Annotated in this window: 12 protein-coding genes; 10 read left to right on the forward strand and 2 right to left on the reverse strand. The window is 42.1% G+C overall.

Annotated features, from left to right (window positions below):
- Nucleotides 1-84: 84 nt before the first annotated feature.
- Nucleotides 85-642 carry a TetR/AcrR family transcriptional regulator gene (locus tag CS931_RS08605; protein WP_099205364.1) on the forward strand — a complete coding sequence of 186 codons (558 nt, stop codon included), beginning with the start codon at nucleotides 85-87 and terminating at the stop codon, nucleotides 640-642.
- 67 nt (nucleotides 643-709) lie between these two features.
- Here the strand turns inward: CS931_RS08605 and CS931_RS08610 are convergent, their stop codons facing one another.
- On the reverse strand, nucleotides 710-1894 hold the full coding sequence (locus tag CS931_RS08610) for an AraC family transcriptional regulator (RefSeq protein WP_143826242.1): 1185 nt from the start codon (nucleotides 1892-1894) through the stop codon (nucleotides 710-712).
- Between the two features lie 329 nt (nucleotides 1895-2223).
- Between CS931_RS08610 and CS931_RS08615 the strand changes: the two genes are divergently transcribed.
- The 9 genes from CS931_RS08615 to rhaD all read left to right on the forward strand — a co-directional run bounded on the left by CS931_RS08615 (nucleotide 2224) and on the right by rhaD (nucleotide 17021).
- A complete protein-coding gene (locus CS931_RS08615; RefSeq protein WP_099205366.1) occupies nucleotides 2224-3675 on the forward strand; it encodes an MFS transporter in 1452 nt (483 codons plus the stop codon).
- Nucleotides 3672-6212 (forward strand): family 78 glycoside hydrolase catalytic domain, encoded by a 2541-nt coding sequence (locus CS931_RS08620; RefSeq protein ID WP_099205367.1) that lies wholly within the window; start codon nucleotides 3672-3674, stop codon nucleotides 6210-6212. The genes CS931_RS08615 and CS931_RS08620 overlap by 4 nt, the downstream gene beginning before the upstream one ends.
- Nucleotides 6206-8758: an alpha-L-rhamnosidase gene (locus CS931_RS08625; protein ID WP_099205368.1), complete on the forward strand. Its 2553-nt coding sequence runs from the start codon at nucleotides 6206-6208 to the stop codon at nucleotides 8756-8758. The genes CS931_RS08620 and CS931_RS08625 overlap by 7 nt, the downstream gene beginning before the upstream one ends.
- A gap of 12 nt (nucleotides 8759-8770) precedes the next feature.
- Nucleotides 8771-11062 (forward strand): glycoside hydrolase family 3 C-terminal domain-containing protein, encoded by a 2292-nt coding sequence (locus CS931_RS08630; RefSeq protein WP_242964951.1) that lies wholly within the window; start codon nucleotides 8771-8773, stop codon nucleotides 11060-11062.
- Between the two features lie 115 nt (nucleotides 11063-11177).
- Complete coding sequence (locus CS931_RS08635) at nucleotides 11178-13610, forward strand: glycoside hydrolase family 3 protein (protein ID WP_099205369.1); 2433 nt, start codon at nucleotides 11178-11180, stop codon at nucleotides 13608-13610.
- Nucleotides 13611-13656: 46 nt separating this feature from the next.
- Nucleotides 13657-14157, forward strand: coding sequence for an FGGY family carbohydrate kinase (locus CS931_RS12945; protein ID WP_278277663.1), 501 nt, complete (start codon nucleotides 13657-13659; stop codon nucleotides 14155-14157).
- Nucleotides 14114-14968, forward strand: coding sequence for an FGGY family carbohydrate kinase (locus tag CS931_RS12950; protein WP_278277664.1), 855 nt, complete (start codon nucleotides 14114-14116; stop codon nucleotides 14966-14968). The genes CS931_RS12945 and CS931_RS12950 overlap by 44 nt, the downstream gene beginning before the upstream one ends.
- Before the next feature lie 2 nt (nucleotides 14969-14970).
- Nucleotides 14971-16209, forward strand: a complete 1239-nt coding sequence (locus CS931_RS08645) for an L-rhamnose isomerase (RefSeq protein ID WP_099205370.1) — start codon at nucleotides 14971-14973, stop codon at nucleotides 16207-16209.
- Nucleotides 16206-17021, forward strand: a complete 816-nt coding sequence (rhaD, locus tag CS931_RS08650; protein ID WP_099205371.1) for a rhamnulose-1-phosphate aldolase — start codon at nucleotides 16206-16208, stop codon at nucleotides 17019-17021. Before CS931_RS08645 ends, rhaD begins: the two co-directional genes overlap by 4 nt.
- 135 nt (nucleotides 17022-17156) lie before the next feature.
- Here the strand turns inward: rhaD and CS931_RS08655 are convergent, their stop codons facing one another.
- On the reverse strand, nucleotides 17157-19049 hold the full coding sequence (locus CS931_RS08655; RefSeq protein WP_306341536.1) for a multicopper oxidase family protein: 1893 nt from the start codon (nucleotides 19047-19049) through the stop codon (nucleotides 17157-17159).
- Between the last annotated feature and the right edge of the window lie 117 nt (nucleotides 19050-19166).

Raw genomic sequence — 19166 nt, forward strand, 5'->3', positions numbered from 1 at the left:
TGTTTTGTAGACATTTATCTAGTAAAACGTCTATAAAACAACATATATACTTAAATTGACTATTTTTTTTGAGAGGAAAAAGCGATGACAGAACAAAAAGAAAACAGACGTGCCAAAATGACGAAGCTTTTGCTTAAAACTAGTTTGACCGAATTGATGCGTTCTAAACCAATTAACCGCATCACAATTCGTGAGTTATGTGCCAATGCCGATGTAAATCGTTCTACTTTCTATCTTTACTACAAAGATCAATACGATTTATTAAGCGAAATTGAAAATGAATTGCTTCGTAATGCTCAAACACATCTGGAGAAAATTGATTCTGACTACGGAAGCATTCAATATCTAGAAGAGCTTCTTTCCTATATAAAAAACAATGCAGATATATTTAAAACGCTTCTCTGTGTTCAGGACAATCTTCTCTTTCAATCTGCCTTTGTAAAAGTATCTTTAGAAAACCTGCGCAAGCAACTTCTTCTCAACTGTTCTGAGCCTATATTGAGCTATGTACATGAATTTTTATTGTCCGGCTGCCTAAGCATGATTAAACGATGGATTAACGCTGAGTTTGAACTTTCTTGCAGTGATATGTCCAAACTTATTTTTCGTCTGGCTGACCAAGCTATTTCTGAATTCAGCTAAGGCTTACACGCTAAAAAAACCTGCCTTTTTTAAGGCAGGTTTTTTTATTCGGCTTGTAGGTTATTTGTCACTCAGTCTGCACCTTTATTCGATATTCTTTCGGTGTACAACCTTCCGCTTTTTTGAATACAGTTTGAAAATAACTTTGCGAAGAAAATGAAAGATAGTCGCTAATATCAGCAATGGTAAGGTTCGAAATTTTCAGCATTCTTTTTGATTCTTCAACCTTTGTCTGCATGATAAAATCGCCTATGGCAGTTCCTGTGTCTAGTTTAAATCTCTCTGACAAATAAGAACGATTCAAGTTTAGATTTTCAGCGATCTCTTTCACAGTAATTTTTTTGCTTATATTCTTTTGTATATACCGAATAACATTTTTTGCGATGTTGGAGTCTTCAGCACCACATTTTAATGCTTCTACCCTTTGTGTATAGTCAAGCATCATTTCCATATTCAGTTTTGTTATATCACCGCCTGTTTTCAAAAGCTCCGCTTTTTGAATATATCTGTCGCTGATAGCAAAGGCAGTGTCAGAGGGCATTCCACCAGCGATAGCGGCACGGCTCATTAAGGTAGCCGCACATATAAGCGCGTTTTTTCTCTGCCGTAACTCATTATGAGCGATAGAACCAATTCTGCCAGTTGGTGGGCTATTAAAAAATGCAAGAACTGCGTCTACATTTCCTGTCGTAATATAGGACAGCATCAGTTGTTCAGATTGAAACGTATTGTGAGCATCTGTTATTGATTCCGCTCTGCCTTCTTCCCATTCATCTGACTGATTAGATAGCAATTGGTCACTTTGCTTAATCAAATTTGCGACAGACAATTTTTCATCATTAATGGCATAATTCACAAAACAGAGTATTTCTAAAAACATCTCAAACGGATAGGCAATCATGTTCGAAAAATAATTTTGTAATTCAGGTAGCCGACTATAGGGTTCATCCAGCATATACAGAATAGCAACCGTTTCTTGCTTGCCTGGCCGTATTTGAGAGGTTGGGCCAATGACTATGGTTTTTTGGTCAAACCGTGACTTAATCACACCAAAAACCAATAAATCATCTGTTTCAATATAGAATGCATTATCTTCATGATTTTCAAGTTTATGGCTAATGAGCCTGGCCATATCGGGATTGAATTCGTAGGGAGAATAATGTTGCACACGTTCTCCTTTTTGATACACACGTGTTTCTAGTCCTGTAAGATGCCCTAATCCATGACAAAGATATTCATAGTCAAATTGCACAAAAAACACCCCCTTTCCTTTTGCGACTATATTATAACAAAGCCAACCATTTTGCAAGAATTGTTTTTTTATTATTGGTACAATGTAGATATATTGATGAGACTGTGTAAATGTATTGTGTAAATTGCAAAACAAATCTTTTTTTGGGGGGGAGTGTGCGTTTTGTCATTAAGAACTCTTCAGTGATGAGGTCACTGAAACATTGTAATTGATATTGGCAAGTGTAGATATGTTTAACCTGTTAATCGGACAAGAAAGAGCAAATTCCAGAATCGGCAAATATGATTTTTCTACAATATAGCAGTGCGAAATGAAAGGGCGGCAACATTATGACAAACAAGCTAATCAACAACTCGTTCTTTAACAGCAGAATTACAACTGAAAATACAACCGCTAAGGAGCGATGGTTTGGATATCTGCTAGGCCCGGCCGGAGCTCTTCTGCTCAATGCTGTTTTAGCAACCTACCTCAATGTGTATTACACCGATGTTTTGGGGCTTACTTCCCTTTGGGGCGGCACATTTCTAATTGTGTTTCCTATTATTTCTAAAATCTTGGATGCAATCGCCAACCTGATTATGGGCTATGTTATTGACCGCACCAAGAGCAAACAGGGCAAAGCAAGACCGTGGATACTACTTTCTGCCCCTTTGCTCACCATAACAGGAATCTTGCTGTTTGCCATCCCTACAGCAAATACTACTGTGCAGGCTATCTGGATTATGATATCCTATAACCTTTTTTATTCGTGTGCCTTTACAATTTATAACATGAGTCATAACCTCATGGTTCCTCTTTCAACACGAGATGCCTCACAGCGCGGCAAACTTTCCGTATTCAATCAAACAACTACCGTTATGATGAGCGGTATCTTGGTCGCCCTTATTTTCCCAATGGTTATCATGCCTGCTATTGGCATTGATCAAAAACTATGGATAACAGTAATGAGTACACTTTCTATCGTTGTGTTACCACTAACATTATTGGAATATTACTTTACCAAAGAACGTGTCACCGAAGAAGGTGGTGACACAAAGGAGGAAAAAATTCCTTATCGCAAACAAATTAAGGCTGTTTTTTCCAATAAGTACATGGTAATCACTTATATTTATTTCTTCATCTACACCTTTGGCTCATTGATAAAAAACATCTCTCTCCCCTATTTCTGCAACTATGTGCTAGGCACTTACAATGACGGCGTTACCCAAACAATGCTCTCTGCTATCGGCGGTATTCCTATGGGTATTGGCATTTTTCTTGTATGGCCACTGGCAAAGAAATTTGGCAAACGAAACATCACTCTAATTGGATTCATTCTCTATGCCTTTGGCAGTGCTATTTGCTGGATGTTCCCAACCAGCATGGTAATTGTACTGATTGGACAGTTTATCAAAAATATTGGCGGCTTGCCCTGCACTTATATTTTTATGGCACTTTTTGCAGATACGTTGGATGATGTAGAGTGGCGTAGCGGATTTCGCTGTGATGGTTTTGCGATGTCATGTTACAGCCTGATTGCCTGCATACTCGGCGGTATTGCTACGGGTATTTTTAACGGCATGATTAACGCTGCAGGATATGTAAAGCCATATACAAATGGGCTTGGAGAGTTGATTGCCGTGCAAACCCCACAAGTTAACAGTGTCATCACCTTTGCTTTTGTTGGACTTGAAGTCATTACCGGTATCATTTTAGCCGCTTTGCTTCTTTTCTTAAATGTTGAAAAGGGTCTCCCTGAAAAGCAAGCAGAAATCAAGGCACGCTTGGAGAATAAATCATGAAAGCTATCTTATTAAAAATTGAATATTTAACGAGCCCTATCGGCATTGATATTAAAAAGCCAAGATTTTTTTGGAACTGCGAAAACGGCATAACTCAAACAGCTTACCAAATTATTGCTGATTATGGTGAAGGAAAAGTTTGGGATTCTCATAAAGTAACATCAAATCAGATGGCAGGGATTACTTGGGGCGGTGACTTACTTAAAAGCAAAGAGTTTGTCCGGTGGCGCGTGCGCCTATGGGATGAAAACAATCAAGTAGGCGAATGGAGTGAATCCTATTTCGAAATGGGGTTGCTTGAACCATCTGACTGGCAAGCAAAATGGGTAAGCGGCAACTATTCTCCTAAAAAGAAACAGCGCTATCCGGTTGATTATTTCCGTAAGACATTTGTGTGCAAAAAGCCCGAAAATGCTCGGCTCTATATTTCTGCCTGTGGTGTATACGAAGCACAGCTTAACGGTCAGCGTATTGGCGATTTTATTCTTGCTCCCGGTTTTACAAACTATTACAAGCGCTTGCAGTACCAAACCTATGATGTGAGCTCACTACTCCATCAGGGTGAAAACACGCTTACGATTCAGCTTGCCGACGGTTGGTATCGTGGCAGCATTGGTGCAATGGGTGTCACTGGTTTCTATGGTAAGGAAACAAAGTTGCTTTTCCAATTAGAAACAGATCGCAATATTATTGCTATGAGTGACCATCATCTCGAATGGTGCAACAACGGCGCACTGCGTTTTGCTGACACACAAGATGGCGAAATTATTGATGCGCAGATGTTGCCGGATTACCATAGCAAGTCAAAGCAGACAAATTGTCTCGTGGTGCCAAGCGCTTCCAATAATGTGCCAGTGCGTGAGCAAGAACGTTTTTCTCCTACCCTGCTGCATACCCCTTCAGGAAAAACATTATTAGATTTTGGGCAAAACCTAGCGGGGTATATCGAGTTTACCGTCACGGCAAAGGCTGGACAACAACTTCATTTGCAAATGGCGGAAACCCTTAAAGACGGCGAACTGGACATGGCCAATATTCAGTGCAAAGCCGGCACCAAAAATGCTACTCCACTACAAGAAATCCACTATACCTGCAAGGACGGGAAGAACTGCTACAAAACTAGCTTTGCTGTGTTCGGCTTTCGTTATGCTCAACTTGAAGCCGACTTTGCCATATCAGCAGATAATTTTACTGCTATTGCTGTCTATTCAGACATGGAGCAGACCGGTTTCTTTCATTGTTCTAACGAGCTTATCAATCGCTTTTTTGAGAATACCCTCTGGAGTATGAAAGGCAATTTTCTTGATGTACCTACTGATTGTCCCACCCGCGAACGTGCACCATGGACTGGTGATGTGCAGATTTTTGCCAAGACGGGTTCATACCTGATGGACACCACCGCATTTTTGCGCAAATGGCTGCACGACTTAGAGGATAGCCAAGGAAAAAACGGAAAAGTACCCTGTCACGCACCTGATGTACGCAATAATGAATTTGTGCCCGGCATTGATTTCATAAAGCGCATGGATGGTTGTTGCGGTTGGGCAGACGCTGCTGTATTAGTACCATGGCGAATGTATGAATTATATCGCGACCCACAGCTGCTCAAAGGTTTTTACTCGATGATGAAACGTCATATTGTGTTTCAAATCAGTCGCACAAATCGTACAGGATTGTTTGGTAAACCAATACGCGGCAAGAATAAACGGTATATTTCTAATGTTGGTCAAGCTTTTGGCGAATGGTTAGAACCACCAGAGGTCTACAGCCAAAGCGTTATCAACGATTTTTTGGCTCCTCACTCCGAAGAGGCAACTGCTTACCTTAGTTATGTTTGCGGTGTCATGATGCAAATTGCCAAAATCACAGGGCACGATGATGATATTCCTTTATACAAAGAATACCATGATGGCTGTAAAACTGCTTATGTGAATCAATTTACTCCTATCAATACAGATCGCCAAAGCAAGCTTGTACGCCCACTGGCCTTTAATTTACTAGATGGTCAAACAAAAGAAGCCGCACACAAACGATTGGTTTCCAGTATTAAGGCACGTCAGTATAAAATCGGAACAGGCTTTCTCTCTACCCCACTGATTTTGCCTACACTTACAGGCCTTGGTGAATTAGACATCGCCTACAAAATGATTGAAAATGAAGAAAGCCCCGGTTGGCTCTATGAGGTAAAATCTGGTGCGACCACTGTTTGGGAAAACTGGGACGGCAGTGCTTCTAATAACCACTATTCACCGGGTTCGGTTTGTGAATGGCTAATTGAAACTGTTTGTGGCATTCACATATGCGAAGAGAACCACTTTATGATTTCTCCAAATCCTGGTGGCACGCTAAGTTATGCCTCGTTTACTTACCAAAGTATCTATGGCAGAATTTCTTGTACTTGGAAAAAAGAAAACGGTCATATAACGTATACTATTGATGTTCCGGCTGGTACAAAAGCTGACCTTCATCTGCCGCAGGGGCATCATGAGTGTATTACAGCAGGCCATTTCATTAGGACGGAGGATGAGATATGCTAAAAATATGCTCACTGAAAGCAAATGGATTACAACAGGGCTGCGTGACAGATACTGCACCCAATATCTCCTTTGCTTTAGAATCTAACCTTGCAGGCGAAGAACTGCAAAAAGCTGTTATCACAATTGGCAGCTGGCAATCGGAAACAACAGACCAAATAAACAACCTCTACACAGGTTCACTAACGCCGTTTACGAAATACGAGGTGCATGTGCAAGCTATCGGTACTAGCGGTGAATCAGCCGAAGCCACTACATCTTTTGAAACCGGTCGCCTTAACACACCATGGACAGGTAAATGGATTACGGATAGCACTTATGATTTCTCCAAAAAAGAATCCCCTAAACCGATGACTTTTCGCCGCCAGTTTTCTGCCGGCAAACCACTCAAACGTGCTTGGATTCATGCAACTGCTTTAGGAATTTATGAACTGCTACTTGATGGTAAAAAAGTAGGAGAAGACTATTTTTCACCTGGCAACACTGCCTATTTACACCAAATTCAATACCAGACTTATAACATTACTGCATGCCTTGGCAAAGAACACACACTCATTGCTGTGGTAGGTGGCGGCTGGGCGGCCGGTAATTTTAATCACGTTCGCAAAAGTAAAATTAGTGCCGATAAGCAGGCTTTCTTGTGTGAAATTCATATCGAATATCAAGACGGAACCAGCGAAATAATTGCCACTGATGAAAACTGGCAAGTCAGCGAAGAGGGCAACTATCAATTTGCCGAATTTTACGACGGCGAAACCTATGATGCACGCATTAACCTAGATAAAATCAACTGGAAAAAAGCAGGCATTACCTCCCCTCGTGGCACACCAAATCTACTGGCAGGTTATGGTGCCCCTGTTCGTGTGCAAGCAGAGATGAAACCAATCTCTTGTGTCACTTCACCCAGCGGTGAACTAATTTACGACTTTGGTCAGAATTTTGCCGGCGTGATTTCAGCAAAGCTTAGCGGTAAAAATGGGCAGACCGTCATTTTTCGTCATGCAGAAGTGTTAGTGGACGATGAATTGTTCGTTAAATCTCTACGTACTGCCAAAGCAACCGCCACTTATATCTGCACAAATGGGCAACAAAGCTATTCTCCTCGTATGACTTATATGGGCTTTCGCTATGTGGGAATACGTGGCATTAGCGCCAAAGATATTGAGCTATCGGGTCTTGTGCTACATTCAGACATAGAAGAAATAGGCACTTTTAAATGCTCAAATGAATTGATTAATAAACTGCAAAGCAACATACGTTGGGGTGGAAAATCTAATTTTGTAGATATCCCCACCGATTGTCCTCAAAGAGATGAGCGGGAGGGCTGGACGGGCGATATTGCCGTTTTTGCAAACACGGCCTGCTACAACTTTGACATGAGCCGCTTTTTTGATAAATGGCTGTTAGATATGCGCGCCGAACAAGGCAAGGGCGGTGGCATACCTATGGTTATTCCTCGTACAGGTGATTCATGGCCGATTCATGCCAACAGCTGTTGGGGTGACAGCTGCATTTTGGTTCCATGGGCAGAATATATGGCTCGTGGGAATAAGAAAATGCTGGCAGACCAATATCCTACTATGAAAAAATTCCTGAAATCTGCCAAATGGTGGGCGGGATTTCTGTCTGTTAGAGAGAACAACAGACATATATGGCGCTTCCCTTTCCATTGGGGAGATTGGTGCGCACCGGGCGGAAATTTTATGCAATGGACGGGCAAAGCCAAGTGGGTTGCCACCGCATATTTTGCTAACTCATGTAGACTTGTTGCACACATTGCCGACCTGCTAGACAAACCTGAAGAGGCAACGTACTACCGTGATTTACGCAGTAAGATTATCAAGGCCTATCGTGAAGTATTCACCGACAAAAATGGCAAACTAAAAAATGAATTTCAAACCGCCTATGTACTGCCACTCTATTTTGGCATGACTGAAGGTGATGAAACGACAGCAATGGCCGATAATCTGGCACGCTTAGTGAAAGAGGGAGGAAACCATTTATCTACCGGTTTCACGGGAACACCGTATCTACTTTTTGCACTGTCAGATTATGGACACATTGACACAGCCTTTGATGTACTTTTGCAAGAAAATTGCCCTTCATGGCTCTACGAAGTGAAAGCAGGCGGAACTACTATTTGGGAACGCTGGGATGCCCTGCGTCCCGATGGCACGGTCAATATTGGTGATTTGAGCGGCGGCAGCGACGAGAAATCAGACGGCGGTATGGTGTCCTTCAACCATTATGCAAACGGTGCTGTGGGAGACTGGCTATATCGCCGAATTGCCGGCATAGAGGCAAAGAGCGGCGGCTATAAAACCTTTAGCATAGCCCCGCTTTTAGGCGGAGGTATTACTGCGGCAAAGGGCAGCGTTCAAACACCTTATGGAACTGTTGTCTCAGATTGGCAGCTTAAAGACAATCTGTTTACAATCCATATTGCTGTACCGGTGTCATGTGAATGCACACTAACCTTACCAAACGACACTATTCATCATCTTAAGAGCGGAACACATACGTTTTCATGCGAGCATAATACAAATTAATGGGGAAAGCTTATGAACATTAAAAATCTACTTTCAAAAATGAGTCTGGAGGAAAAAATTGCGCTGTGCAGCGGTGCTGATTTCTGGCACACAAAGACTATGGAGCAGCACGGTATTCCGTCCATGATGGTTTGCGACGGTCCCCACGGCCTACGCAAACAAGAAAACGAAACAGATATGTTGGGAATTAATCTATCTGTGCCCGCTACCAGCTTTCCAACCGCTGTCTCTACAGGTTGCAGTTGGAATACAGAACTATTAGAAGAAATTGGTGAAGCCATTGGTCAAGAAGCTGTTGCAAATAAAATAGGGGTGGTGTTAGGACCGGGAGCAAACATAAAGCGAAACCCCTTATGTGGTCGAAACTTTGAATACTTTTCTGAAGACCCTCTGCTCACAGGCAAACTGGCCGCAGGTTTAATTCGGGGCATTGAATCTACCGGTATTGGCAGTAGCCTTAAACATTTTGCCTTTAACAACCAAGAGTATAAACGCTTTTCATCTGACAGTATTATGGATGAACGCACTATGCGTGAAATCTATCTTACAGGTTTTGAAATTGCTGTAAAAGAAGGTAAACCTTCTACCGTGATGAGTGCTTACAATAAGATAAATGGTGAACATTGTAGTGATAGCAAAATGCTGCTAACCGATATCTTGCGCAACGAATGGGGCTTTGATGGCATGGTGCTCACTGATTGGGGTGGAATGAGTAACCGTATCAAAGGGTTTAAATCCGGATGTGACCTCTGTATGCCCGGCGGCAGTGCCTATATGGAAAAAGAGGCGTTGGCAGCCGTAAAAGACGGTTCTCTTAGTGAACAAGACATTGATTGCAGTGCCGAGCGCATTTTAGACAAAATTTTTGCCGCACAAAAAGCCTTTGTACAAAAAATATCGGTTAATATGGATGCTCACCATACACTTGCCCGCAAAGCAGCAGAAGAAAGTGCTGTACTGCTAAAAAATGATGACGACTTGCTGCCGCTTTCTACAGATAGCAAGATAGTCTTTATCGGCGAAATGGCGAAAGAGATTCGTTATCAAGGCGCAGGCAGCAGCCATATTAACCCATGGAAGCTCACAAATGTTACGGATAGTTGCCCTGATATTCCCTACTCCAACGACCCTGAAGCTGCACGCAATGCTGAAATAGCAGTGGTTTTTGCTGGGCTCACTCCCGCCTATGAGTCTGAAGGTTTTGATCGTGATAACATGAAAATGCCTGAAATGCATTTAGAGCTTATTGAAAAAGTTGCATCTATAAACCCCAATACTGTGGTGGTGTTACTATGCGGCAGCGCTGTTGAAATGCCTTGGGACGACAAAGTAAAATCCATATTATATATGGGTCTGCCTGGTCAGGCCGGTGGTGAAGCTATTGCCAATCTGCTTTTCGGCAAAGTATCGCCCTCTGGAAAATTAGCAGAAAGCTGGCCAATACATTATCAAGATTGTGTTTGCTCTACTTATTTCGGTAAAAAAGATGCTCACTATCGTGAAGGACTATATGTCGGCTATCGCTATTATAGCACCGCCAAAATAAATGTACGCTATCCGTTTGGTCATGGATTATCTTACACTAGTTTTGTTTATTCCAATTTATCTCTTTCTAATGGTACCGTAACGGTAGATGTTAGGAACACGGGAAAACAAGCAGCAAAAGAGGTCGTTCAACTTTATGTCTTGCCCCCTAAAGATGGTCTATATCGCCCTGCAAAAGAACTAAAATCCTTTACCAAAGTTTTTCTTCTACCGGGTGAATGCAAAACAGTTTCACTGCCTATTCACGAACGCAGTTTTGCCGTTTGGCAGGACAACTGGGTTGTACCGTCGGGAGTCTACACAATCTCTGTTGGTGGCAGCAGTGAAAATTTGCCGTTAAGTATCACTACCGAAAAACGCGGAGAAAAAATAAAAGACAATAGGCCTGAATGGTATTATCACCCAAGCAGTGCCCCTTCACAGCAAGACTACGAAAAGCTTATTGAAAAATCCGTTGTTGCTCCTTCACTTATCAAGGGCCATTTTACAATGGATAATACTGTCATGGAAATGAAGGATTACTCTCTCATTATGAAAATCATGTATAAAGCTGTTGAAGCCACTATAGCCAAAGGGTTTGCAGGCAAAAAAGATTATAGTAACCCAGAATTTCGCATGCTTATGAATTCGGCAGCAGATTCCTCGCTTAGCGGTATGAAAATAAGCGGAGGCATGAAAAATTATGTGCTAGAAGGAATGCTGGCAATGGCAAACGGCCACTTTTTTAAAGGACTTGGTCTCATGATGAAAAAGGCCTAGCAAAAAGTCATGAAATTAAGCAGCTCAGAATAGAAAAAGTAAAACAAAGTCAAAATATCCTCTTCTCAAATTACTGTACTTGTTATATATTATATAACAAAGGAGCTGAAACTTTATGGGACGTTTGCTAAATAAATGTGTTCGGTATTTCACAACGCTACTTGATAAAAATGGTGTCGCCCAAAAATTGAACAATGACAATGCGGGTGGAGAGCTTAGGTACAAAGCAATTGTACCTTTAGCGCGACAAGCTGCGGCCGAAAGTATCGTATTGCTAAAAAACAATGATACGCTCCCGCTTAACGCAACAGACAACGTTGCTGTGTTTGGCCGGTGTGCGATTAACAGTTTTTATGTCGGATACGGTAGCGGCGGAGATATTCGCTGGCCTTACACTGTAAGCTTGCTAGACGGACTGCTTAACAATGGTATCGCCGTGAATCAATCCCTTCTCGATACCTATACTACTTGGACTAAAAAATCCAGAAACGAACCAAATGAGGGCTTTTGGGGACATTGGCCAATGCATTTCTCCGAAATGCCAATAGCTCCAGAGTTAGCTATCCAAGCTGCCAAAGTAAGCGACATTGCCCTTGTTGTCATTGGCCGAGCAGCTGGCGAAGACAGAGAAAACACGCTTACAAAAGGGAGCTATTACCTGACAGATGCAGAAAGAAATATGCTAGATACTGTTACCGCTGCCTTTGACCGTGTTGTTGTAATCATGAACTGTGGAAACATCATTGATATGAGCTGGGCAAAAGACTACGGCGATAAAATTGGAGCTATTTTATATGCGTGGCTCGGCGGAATGGAGTATGGAAATGCTGTAGCAGATGTACTTAGCGGCAGAACCAATCCTTGTGGCAAGTTGCCCGATACTATCGCAGACCGATATGAAGATTACCCAAGCGCTCGTGATTTCGGCGGCAAAACATTCAATAATTACACAGAAGATATCTATGTTGGCTATCGCTATTTTGAATCTTTTGCCCCAGAGAAAGTTCTATATCCATTTGGCCATGGCCTTTCTTACACAACCTTTGCTTTTCATTCTACTTGCACGGTAGAAGGCAGACAAGTAACCGTCAACGTTACTGTCACAAATACAGGAAGCTTACCGGGCAAAGAGATTGCACAAATTTATGTATCTGCTCCTCAAGGGACACTCGGAAAACCAAGCAAAGTACTTGCCGCTTTCGGCAAGACAAAAGCACTTGCCCCCGGCAAAAGCGAAACGCTGTGCTTATCCTTCAGCCTAGATTCGGTTGCTTCTTATGATGACAGTGGATTGACTGGACATCGTTCTGCTTATGTTCTTGAAGCCGGCCAATACATCATTTCCGTTGGAAACAGTAGTCGCCACACAAAGGCAGTTATTTCTCATCAAATAAATGAGCTTGTGATTGTCAGACAGTGTACAGAAGTCTTAGCCGTCAAGCCTGAATCCATTTTCAAACGTCTTGTAAACCGCAATAATCGACCTGTGTATGAAAATGTTTCTGTTGCAACCAAAAATCTCAAGGCAGATATCTTAGCTTCACTTCCTCCGACAATAGCTTTCACCGGGGACAAAGGCTATCATATATCTGATGTCATGAATGGTCATTGCACAGCCGAAGAATTTATTGCTCAGCTAACACCAGAAGAACTGGATGACTTATGCCATGGAGAAGGATTGATGAACTCAAAGCTTGGCCCAGATGGCAATGCCGGAGCCTTGGGCGGTATCACAAAATCTTTGCGTGCAAAAGGGTTTCCACCGATAATTACAGTTGATGGCCCTGCAGGAATACGACTTCAGTCAACTGTGGCACTGCTCCCTTGTGGAGTTGCACTTGCCGCTAGCTTTGACCCAGAATTAGTTACCGAAATTTATCATGCTGTTGGCAAAGAAATGAATCTTTTAAACGCGCATATGCTGCTTGCGCCAGGCATGAACATTCATCGAAACCCCCTATGCGGACGCAACTTTGAATATTTTACAGAAGACCCCTTGCTATGCGGTAAAATGGGTGCTGCCGTTGTATTGGGTCTTCAGCAAGCAGGTGCTTCTGCCGCCCCCAAGCACTTTGCTTGCAATAATCAAGAGACAAACCGAACCAATCATGACTCTCGTATCAGTGAAAGAGCACTTCGAGAAATATATCTCAAGGGCTTTGAAATCATGATACAAGATAGCAATCCACATGCCCTTATGGTTAGCTATAACAAAGTAAATGGTGTATGGAGCTATTATAATTATGAACTGGCGACCACCATTTTGAGAAAAGAATGGTCCTATACTGGTGTCGTAATCACGGATTGGTGGATACGTCAAGCCGCTTCGCCGGAGTTTCCTAATTTAGAGAACGACGCCTATCGTATACGTGCCGGGGTAGATGTTCTCATGCCCGGTGGAGACGGGCGAGGAAAATCCGGAAAAATCGGGCGGCATCTATTAGATACTTATGGACTGAACAATGGGATAACGCTTGGCGAAATGCAACAGTCAGCCATCAATTTATTGAGACTTAGCATACGACACTACAAAACTAAAAACTCGTAAAAATCCAAGTGTCATGTAGAAAAATCTAGACAAAGGAATTTTTTTAATGAAGTATTACCTTGCAATAGATATTGGTGCTTCTAGTGGACGTCATATTATAGGCTGGCAGGAACACGGCAATATTAAAAACCAAGAGATATATCGTTTTGCAAACTCACCCGATTGTGAAGATGGCCATCTCATCTGGAATATGAAACGCATTTTTGAAGAAGTACTACACGGTATCACCCTCGCCTTTAAAAAATATTCGCAAATTGAGAGCTTAGCAATTGATACATGGGGCGTAGATTATGTCCTTATCGATGATAAACAAAATGAATTATTACCCTGCTATTGTTACCGAGATATAAGAACAGAATCTGTTATAGAAGAGGTTCACCGCAAAATACCTTTTGAAACACTTTATGCACACACCGGTATACAGCATCAAAGCTTTAATACCATTTATCAGCTTTACGCTGATAGGCAGAATGGACGGCTAGAAAAGGCAACCACTTTTTTTGATGCTGCCAGAATATCTAAATTATCGGCTCACAGGCATTGTTAAAAAAGAATACACCAATGCTTCTACAACCGGTATGGTCTCGCTAGCTTCAAAAACATTTGACTCGATGATTATAGAATCACTCTCATTACCAAATCGATTATTCACCACTCTCTCCTATCCCGGAGAAATTGTAGGTGAACTGTCGCCAGAAATTGCACATGCTGTGGGTGGCCATACAACCGTTAAGCTCTGCGCTTCTCATGACACGGCAAGTGCTTTTGAAAGTGTTGATTTTGACAAAGATTCTATGCTTCTTTCGAGTGGTACATGGTCTTTATTAGGGCTAAAAAGTGAAAGTGGAAATGTTTCAAATCCTAGTATGAACGCTAACTTCACAAATGAAGGAGGTGTTGGATACATTCGTTTTCTTAAAAATATAATGGGACTGTGGATTATCGGCCAGCTTAGAAAAGAATATGGACTGGATTACGCTGAAACAGAGAGATTAGCAAGATTGAGTGATTATAAAACAAGCTTCGACGTAAATGATTCCCTTTTTACTGCTCCTACAAAAATGTCTACAGCCATTATAAAATGGTTTACGGAACACAAGATTGCTGCCCCAAACGAAACAAAAGATATTATCAGCTCTGCTTATCATTCTATTGCTGCCAGCTACAAAGTGGCTGTAGATGAAATAGAAGCGATTACCCACAATACTTATGAAAGATTATATATTATTGGGGGCGGCGCAAACGATAATTATCTCAATGCGTTAACCACGCGTTATACTAAAAAAAATGTCATTGCGATGCCCATTGAGGCAACAGCAATAGGCAATTTAAAAGTACAGATAACAACGGAGGTATAAAAATGAGCTATCATGAAGCAAAACTTGCCTATGCAAAACTTGGTGTAGACACAGATGAAGCCATAAACAAGATAAAATCTGTCCCTCTATCCCTGCATTGTTGGCAAGGTGATGATGTGGCAGGATTTGACCAAAGAGGCCCCTTATCCGGCGGTATTCAAACGACGGGAAACTATCCCGGTAAAGCAACTACCCCAGAAGAATTAATGGCCGATTTAGATTTGGCTTTCAAGCTTATTCCAGGAAAGCACAAGCTTAATCTTCATGCCAGTTATGCCATTTTTGAAAACGGTGAATTTGCCGATCGAGACGAGATTCAGCCAAAACATTTCAAAAAATGGGTTAACTATGCAAAAGAAAGAGGAATGGGTCTTGACTTTAATCCTACATTTTTCTCTCACTCTATGGTAAAAGACGGCCTAACTCTATCGTCACCTGATCCGATAATCCGCCAATTTTGGGTTGAGCACGGCAAACGTTGTCTCAAAATATCTGAATATTTTGCAGAGGAGTTAGGAACTCCCTGTGTAATGAATATTTGGATTCCCGACGGCTATAAGGATGTTCCGGCAGACCGTCTTTCACCTCGTGCAAGATTTAAAGAGTCTCTTGACGAAATCCTTTCCACTCCATACGACAAATCAAAAGTTTATGTCTGCCTTGAATCAAAAGTATTTGGCATTGGCGTTGAATCCTACACCGTAGGTTCATCTGAATTTTGCATGAGTTATGTAAGCCAAAAAGGAATTATGCCCCTGATGGATAACGGACACTATCACCCAACAGAAATGGTCTCTGACAAGATTTCTGCGATGCTGCTTTTCAACGAAAAAATTGCATTGCATATCACCCGACCTGTTCGATGGGACAGCGACCACGTCGTTTTATTTGATGATGAAACGAAAGAAATCGCCAAAGAAATCGTGCGTAACAATGCCCTTGACCGCATTTTTATAGCAACAGATTTTTTTGATGCTTCTATCAACCGTATCAGTGCATGGGTGACAGGTGCTCGCAATGTGCAAAAAGCATTGCTTTTTGCCGCCTTGCAACCTAATAAAAAGTTAAAAGAATGCCAAGACAGTGGCGATATGACTGCACTTATGGTCTTGCAAGAAGACTTAAAAACTATGCCATTAGGTGATGTTTGGGCTGAATATTTAAACCAGCAGAATATTTCATCTGATTATCTCGAAAGTATTCGACAATACGAAAAAACCGTTTTGGAGGCAAGAGCATGAAAGATATTTTAACGGCACCCTTTGTAGAAGAAATGAAAGAAACCACTGCTAATATGTACCATTGGGGTTGGGATGAGCGCAATGGCGGTAATATCAGCTATATGCTGCATGAGAACGAAGTCGCCGAATATCTGGATTTAAACCATGTTATTCGCACAATTCCTACAGGCTTTGATGCAACCGATTTAATCGGTAAACTATTTATTGTTACCGGTACAGGCAAATACTTTAAAAATGTAAAAAGAGACCCTGTTAACAATTTAGGAATCATTCGTATAGCCCAAGACGGCACAACCGCTGAATTGCTATGGGGGTATGAAGATGGTGGAAAGTTCACAAGTGAACTGCCGGCTCATTTGATGACCCACATGTCTAGAAGGAAAGTTAACCCTGAAAACAGAGTTGTCATGCACTGTCACCCAACACATACCCTAGCTATGAATTTTGTTCATGAACTTGATGAAGCAAAATTCACCCACACACTTTGGCAGATGTGCACCGAATGTATCGTGGTCTTCCCCGATGGTGTCGGTATACTACCATGGATGCTTTGCGGCAATAACACCATTGGCGAAGCAACAGCCGAGAAAATGAAGGATTTCCGAGTTGTTATTTGGGCATTACACGGCATTTATGGTGTGGGAAAAGATCTTGATGAGGCCTTTGGATTGATTGAAACAGTCGAAAAAGCTGCGCAAATTTATATGTTAACCTGTAACCGTCCACAGATCAACACGATTCAGAACCACCAATTGCAAGAGCTTGCAGAAGCCTTTGGCGTAAACTACCGAAAAGATTTTCTGAATTTTTAATTTATTTTTACCTATAACTGGCAGAATGCCTACCGTTTATTAATAGATAAACGGTAGGCATTCTTTATAGAATTAACTTCTGCTATTTAATGCTATCTATAAAATGAACCATAATCTATTTTCAATCACTTTGCACTATGGCTGAATTTGTAGCGGCCTCATCATTTCATTATCCTCATGATCAAGAATATGACAGTGCCAAACATAGCCAGGTGCTGCAGACGGGTCGAAGGGAAAGAAGTTTATTCCTGGTTTGGCTGCACAAATTGGTACACTGGGTGGAGCAAATCGTACTCGTAAGTGTAGCACTTCATCGACATTGACAAGAACTGTATCTTTCCACGCTGATTCTTGTGGTTGTGGCCCTACAGGCGGCCCCATTAAATAGGGTTCAATGGGAATTGCCTGAGGCTCATGCATAAGCGGAGGCTCTCCGTTTACCTCTTGCCACCTTTGTTGATAGGCATTTGCATTGATTGGCTGACGAGAGATAATTTGAAAAGGAACTAAGTGGAGGTGAATTGGATGTGCCCCACCCAATACATTGATAATATACCAATCCTCTGTGGAACCAACGCGTGGCGTTTCCGTTACTGGTGCCATCCAAGGGAGACCATTGAGAGTCATCATTAAAACAGTGTTTTCAGGTGCCTCGGCATTGAGAACAATTAATCTGGATGGTGCATCTTGCTGCAGCCGAGGAATCTGTTGCAGGTATTTTGGAATATATGGTTGGGGAATCGGTGGGCATGGATTCATAGCGATATCAAATCGCATGACACGTGCTGTTGTGTTCTCTTCTACCGGTTCACCGCCGGGATAAGGAGCAGGCGCATCGTTTTTAAGCAATATCTGCTCTCCTGGTTGGCAAAGTGAAAAATCGACCAACAAATCATAGCGTTCTCCCGGAGCAATAAGCAATGACGTCATTTCAGCGGGCTGTTCTAGATAACCATCATCGCTCCCAATGACCCAAAAGGTCATACCAGTTGAAAAACTTATATTATAAACTCTCTCATTAGAACCATTTAGCATTCGAAAACGATAGCGAGTACGCTCGACTGACAGCCGTGGCCATACTTTGCCATTCACAAGGTTACAATCGCCAATATAACCGGGCACCCAATAAGGGTGTACAGACGGGGCCGTTCCCACTTCAGGATAATAAATAGAACCATCGGTATTAAACATACGATCTTGCAAGACAAGTGGAATTTCATATTCGCCACGCGGCAGTGAAAATACGCAGGCCGCATGTTTAGATTCCCACGGGTCGGCGGGATCACGCAACAAATAAAATCCAGCAAGTCCAGCCACAACATTCAGCCGGGTTATCCCCATGGCATGGTCGTGATACCATAGTGTTGTCGGCGACTGCTTATTATTGTATATCATTTCTGTTGTTACAAAGGCACTGCCACGTTCTTCTCCTGCAGTAAACCATGCATCAGGATGTCCATCATAAATAGCAGGATTTTCACCGCCATGCAGATGTGTAACAACGGGAATCGGAAACTGAGCTTTGGGGAATCCGGGTGGAAATAAAGGCCATGGTTTCGGTGGTTCCATAGGCATATTATTGGGATTTGCCCAGTGCAGCGTTGGATCTACCGCCAACATATGCGGTTCAACCAGGCGATTGATATACCTCACTTTTACGCTTTGACCACAAATTGCTTCAAAGGTTGGACCGGGTACAGAGCGTTTATAGACACAATCCCCTGTTTGTCGGTCTTTCACCACACCACCATAGCCATAAACTGTGCTTTTCGGCATTCCGCTAGGAAGAACTTGTTGCTCAAATTGACTAATATCTACTGCATAAGAATGTGTCACCTGTCCGCATTCTCGCTCTATCACAGGGTCAAAGACATCAGGAATAGGCAAATCATCTACGAATTGCGGAATTGCTAGTGGATCAAGGCGTGTTTTTTCATTTTCAACTACACTTTCTTTATTCATTGAGGAAACAAGTGAGTCAAGCTTCATGGCGAGAAGTTCTGTTACTCTGGTTTCAAAATTAGACAAATATATCCCTCCAAAAGTATGATAATTTTTTCTAAAAACCATCATTACTTTATTTAGACTAGTTGAGACTGAAAGGCAACAATCGTAAATGTAGAAACAAAAACGACCTTAAGGTTG

Origin of the sequence: Scatolibacter rhodanostii, assembly GCF_900197595.1 — a bacterium.
GTDB classification, from domain to species: Bacteria; Bacillota; Clostridia; order Oscillospirales; family Acutalibacteraceae; genus Scatolibacter; species Scatolibacter rhodanostii.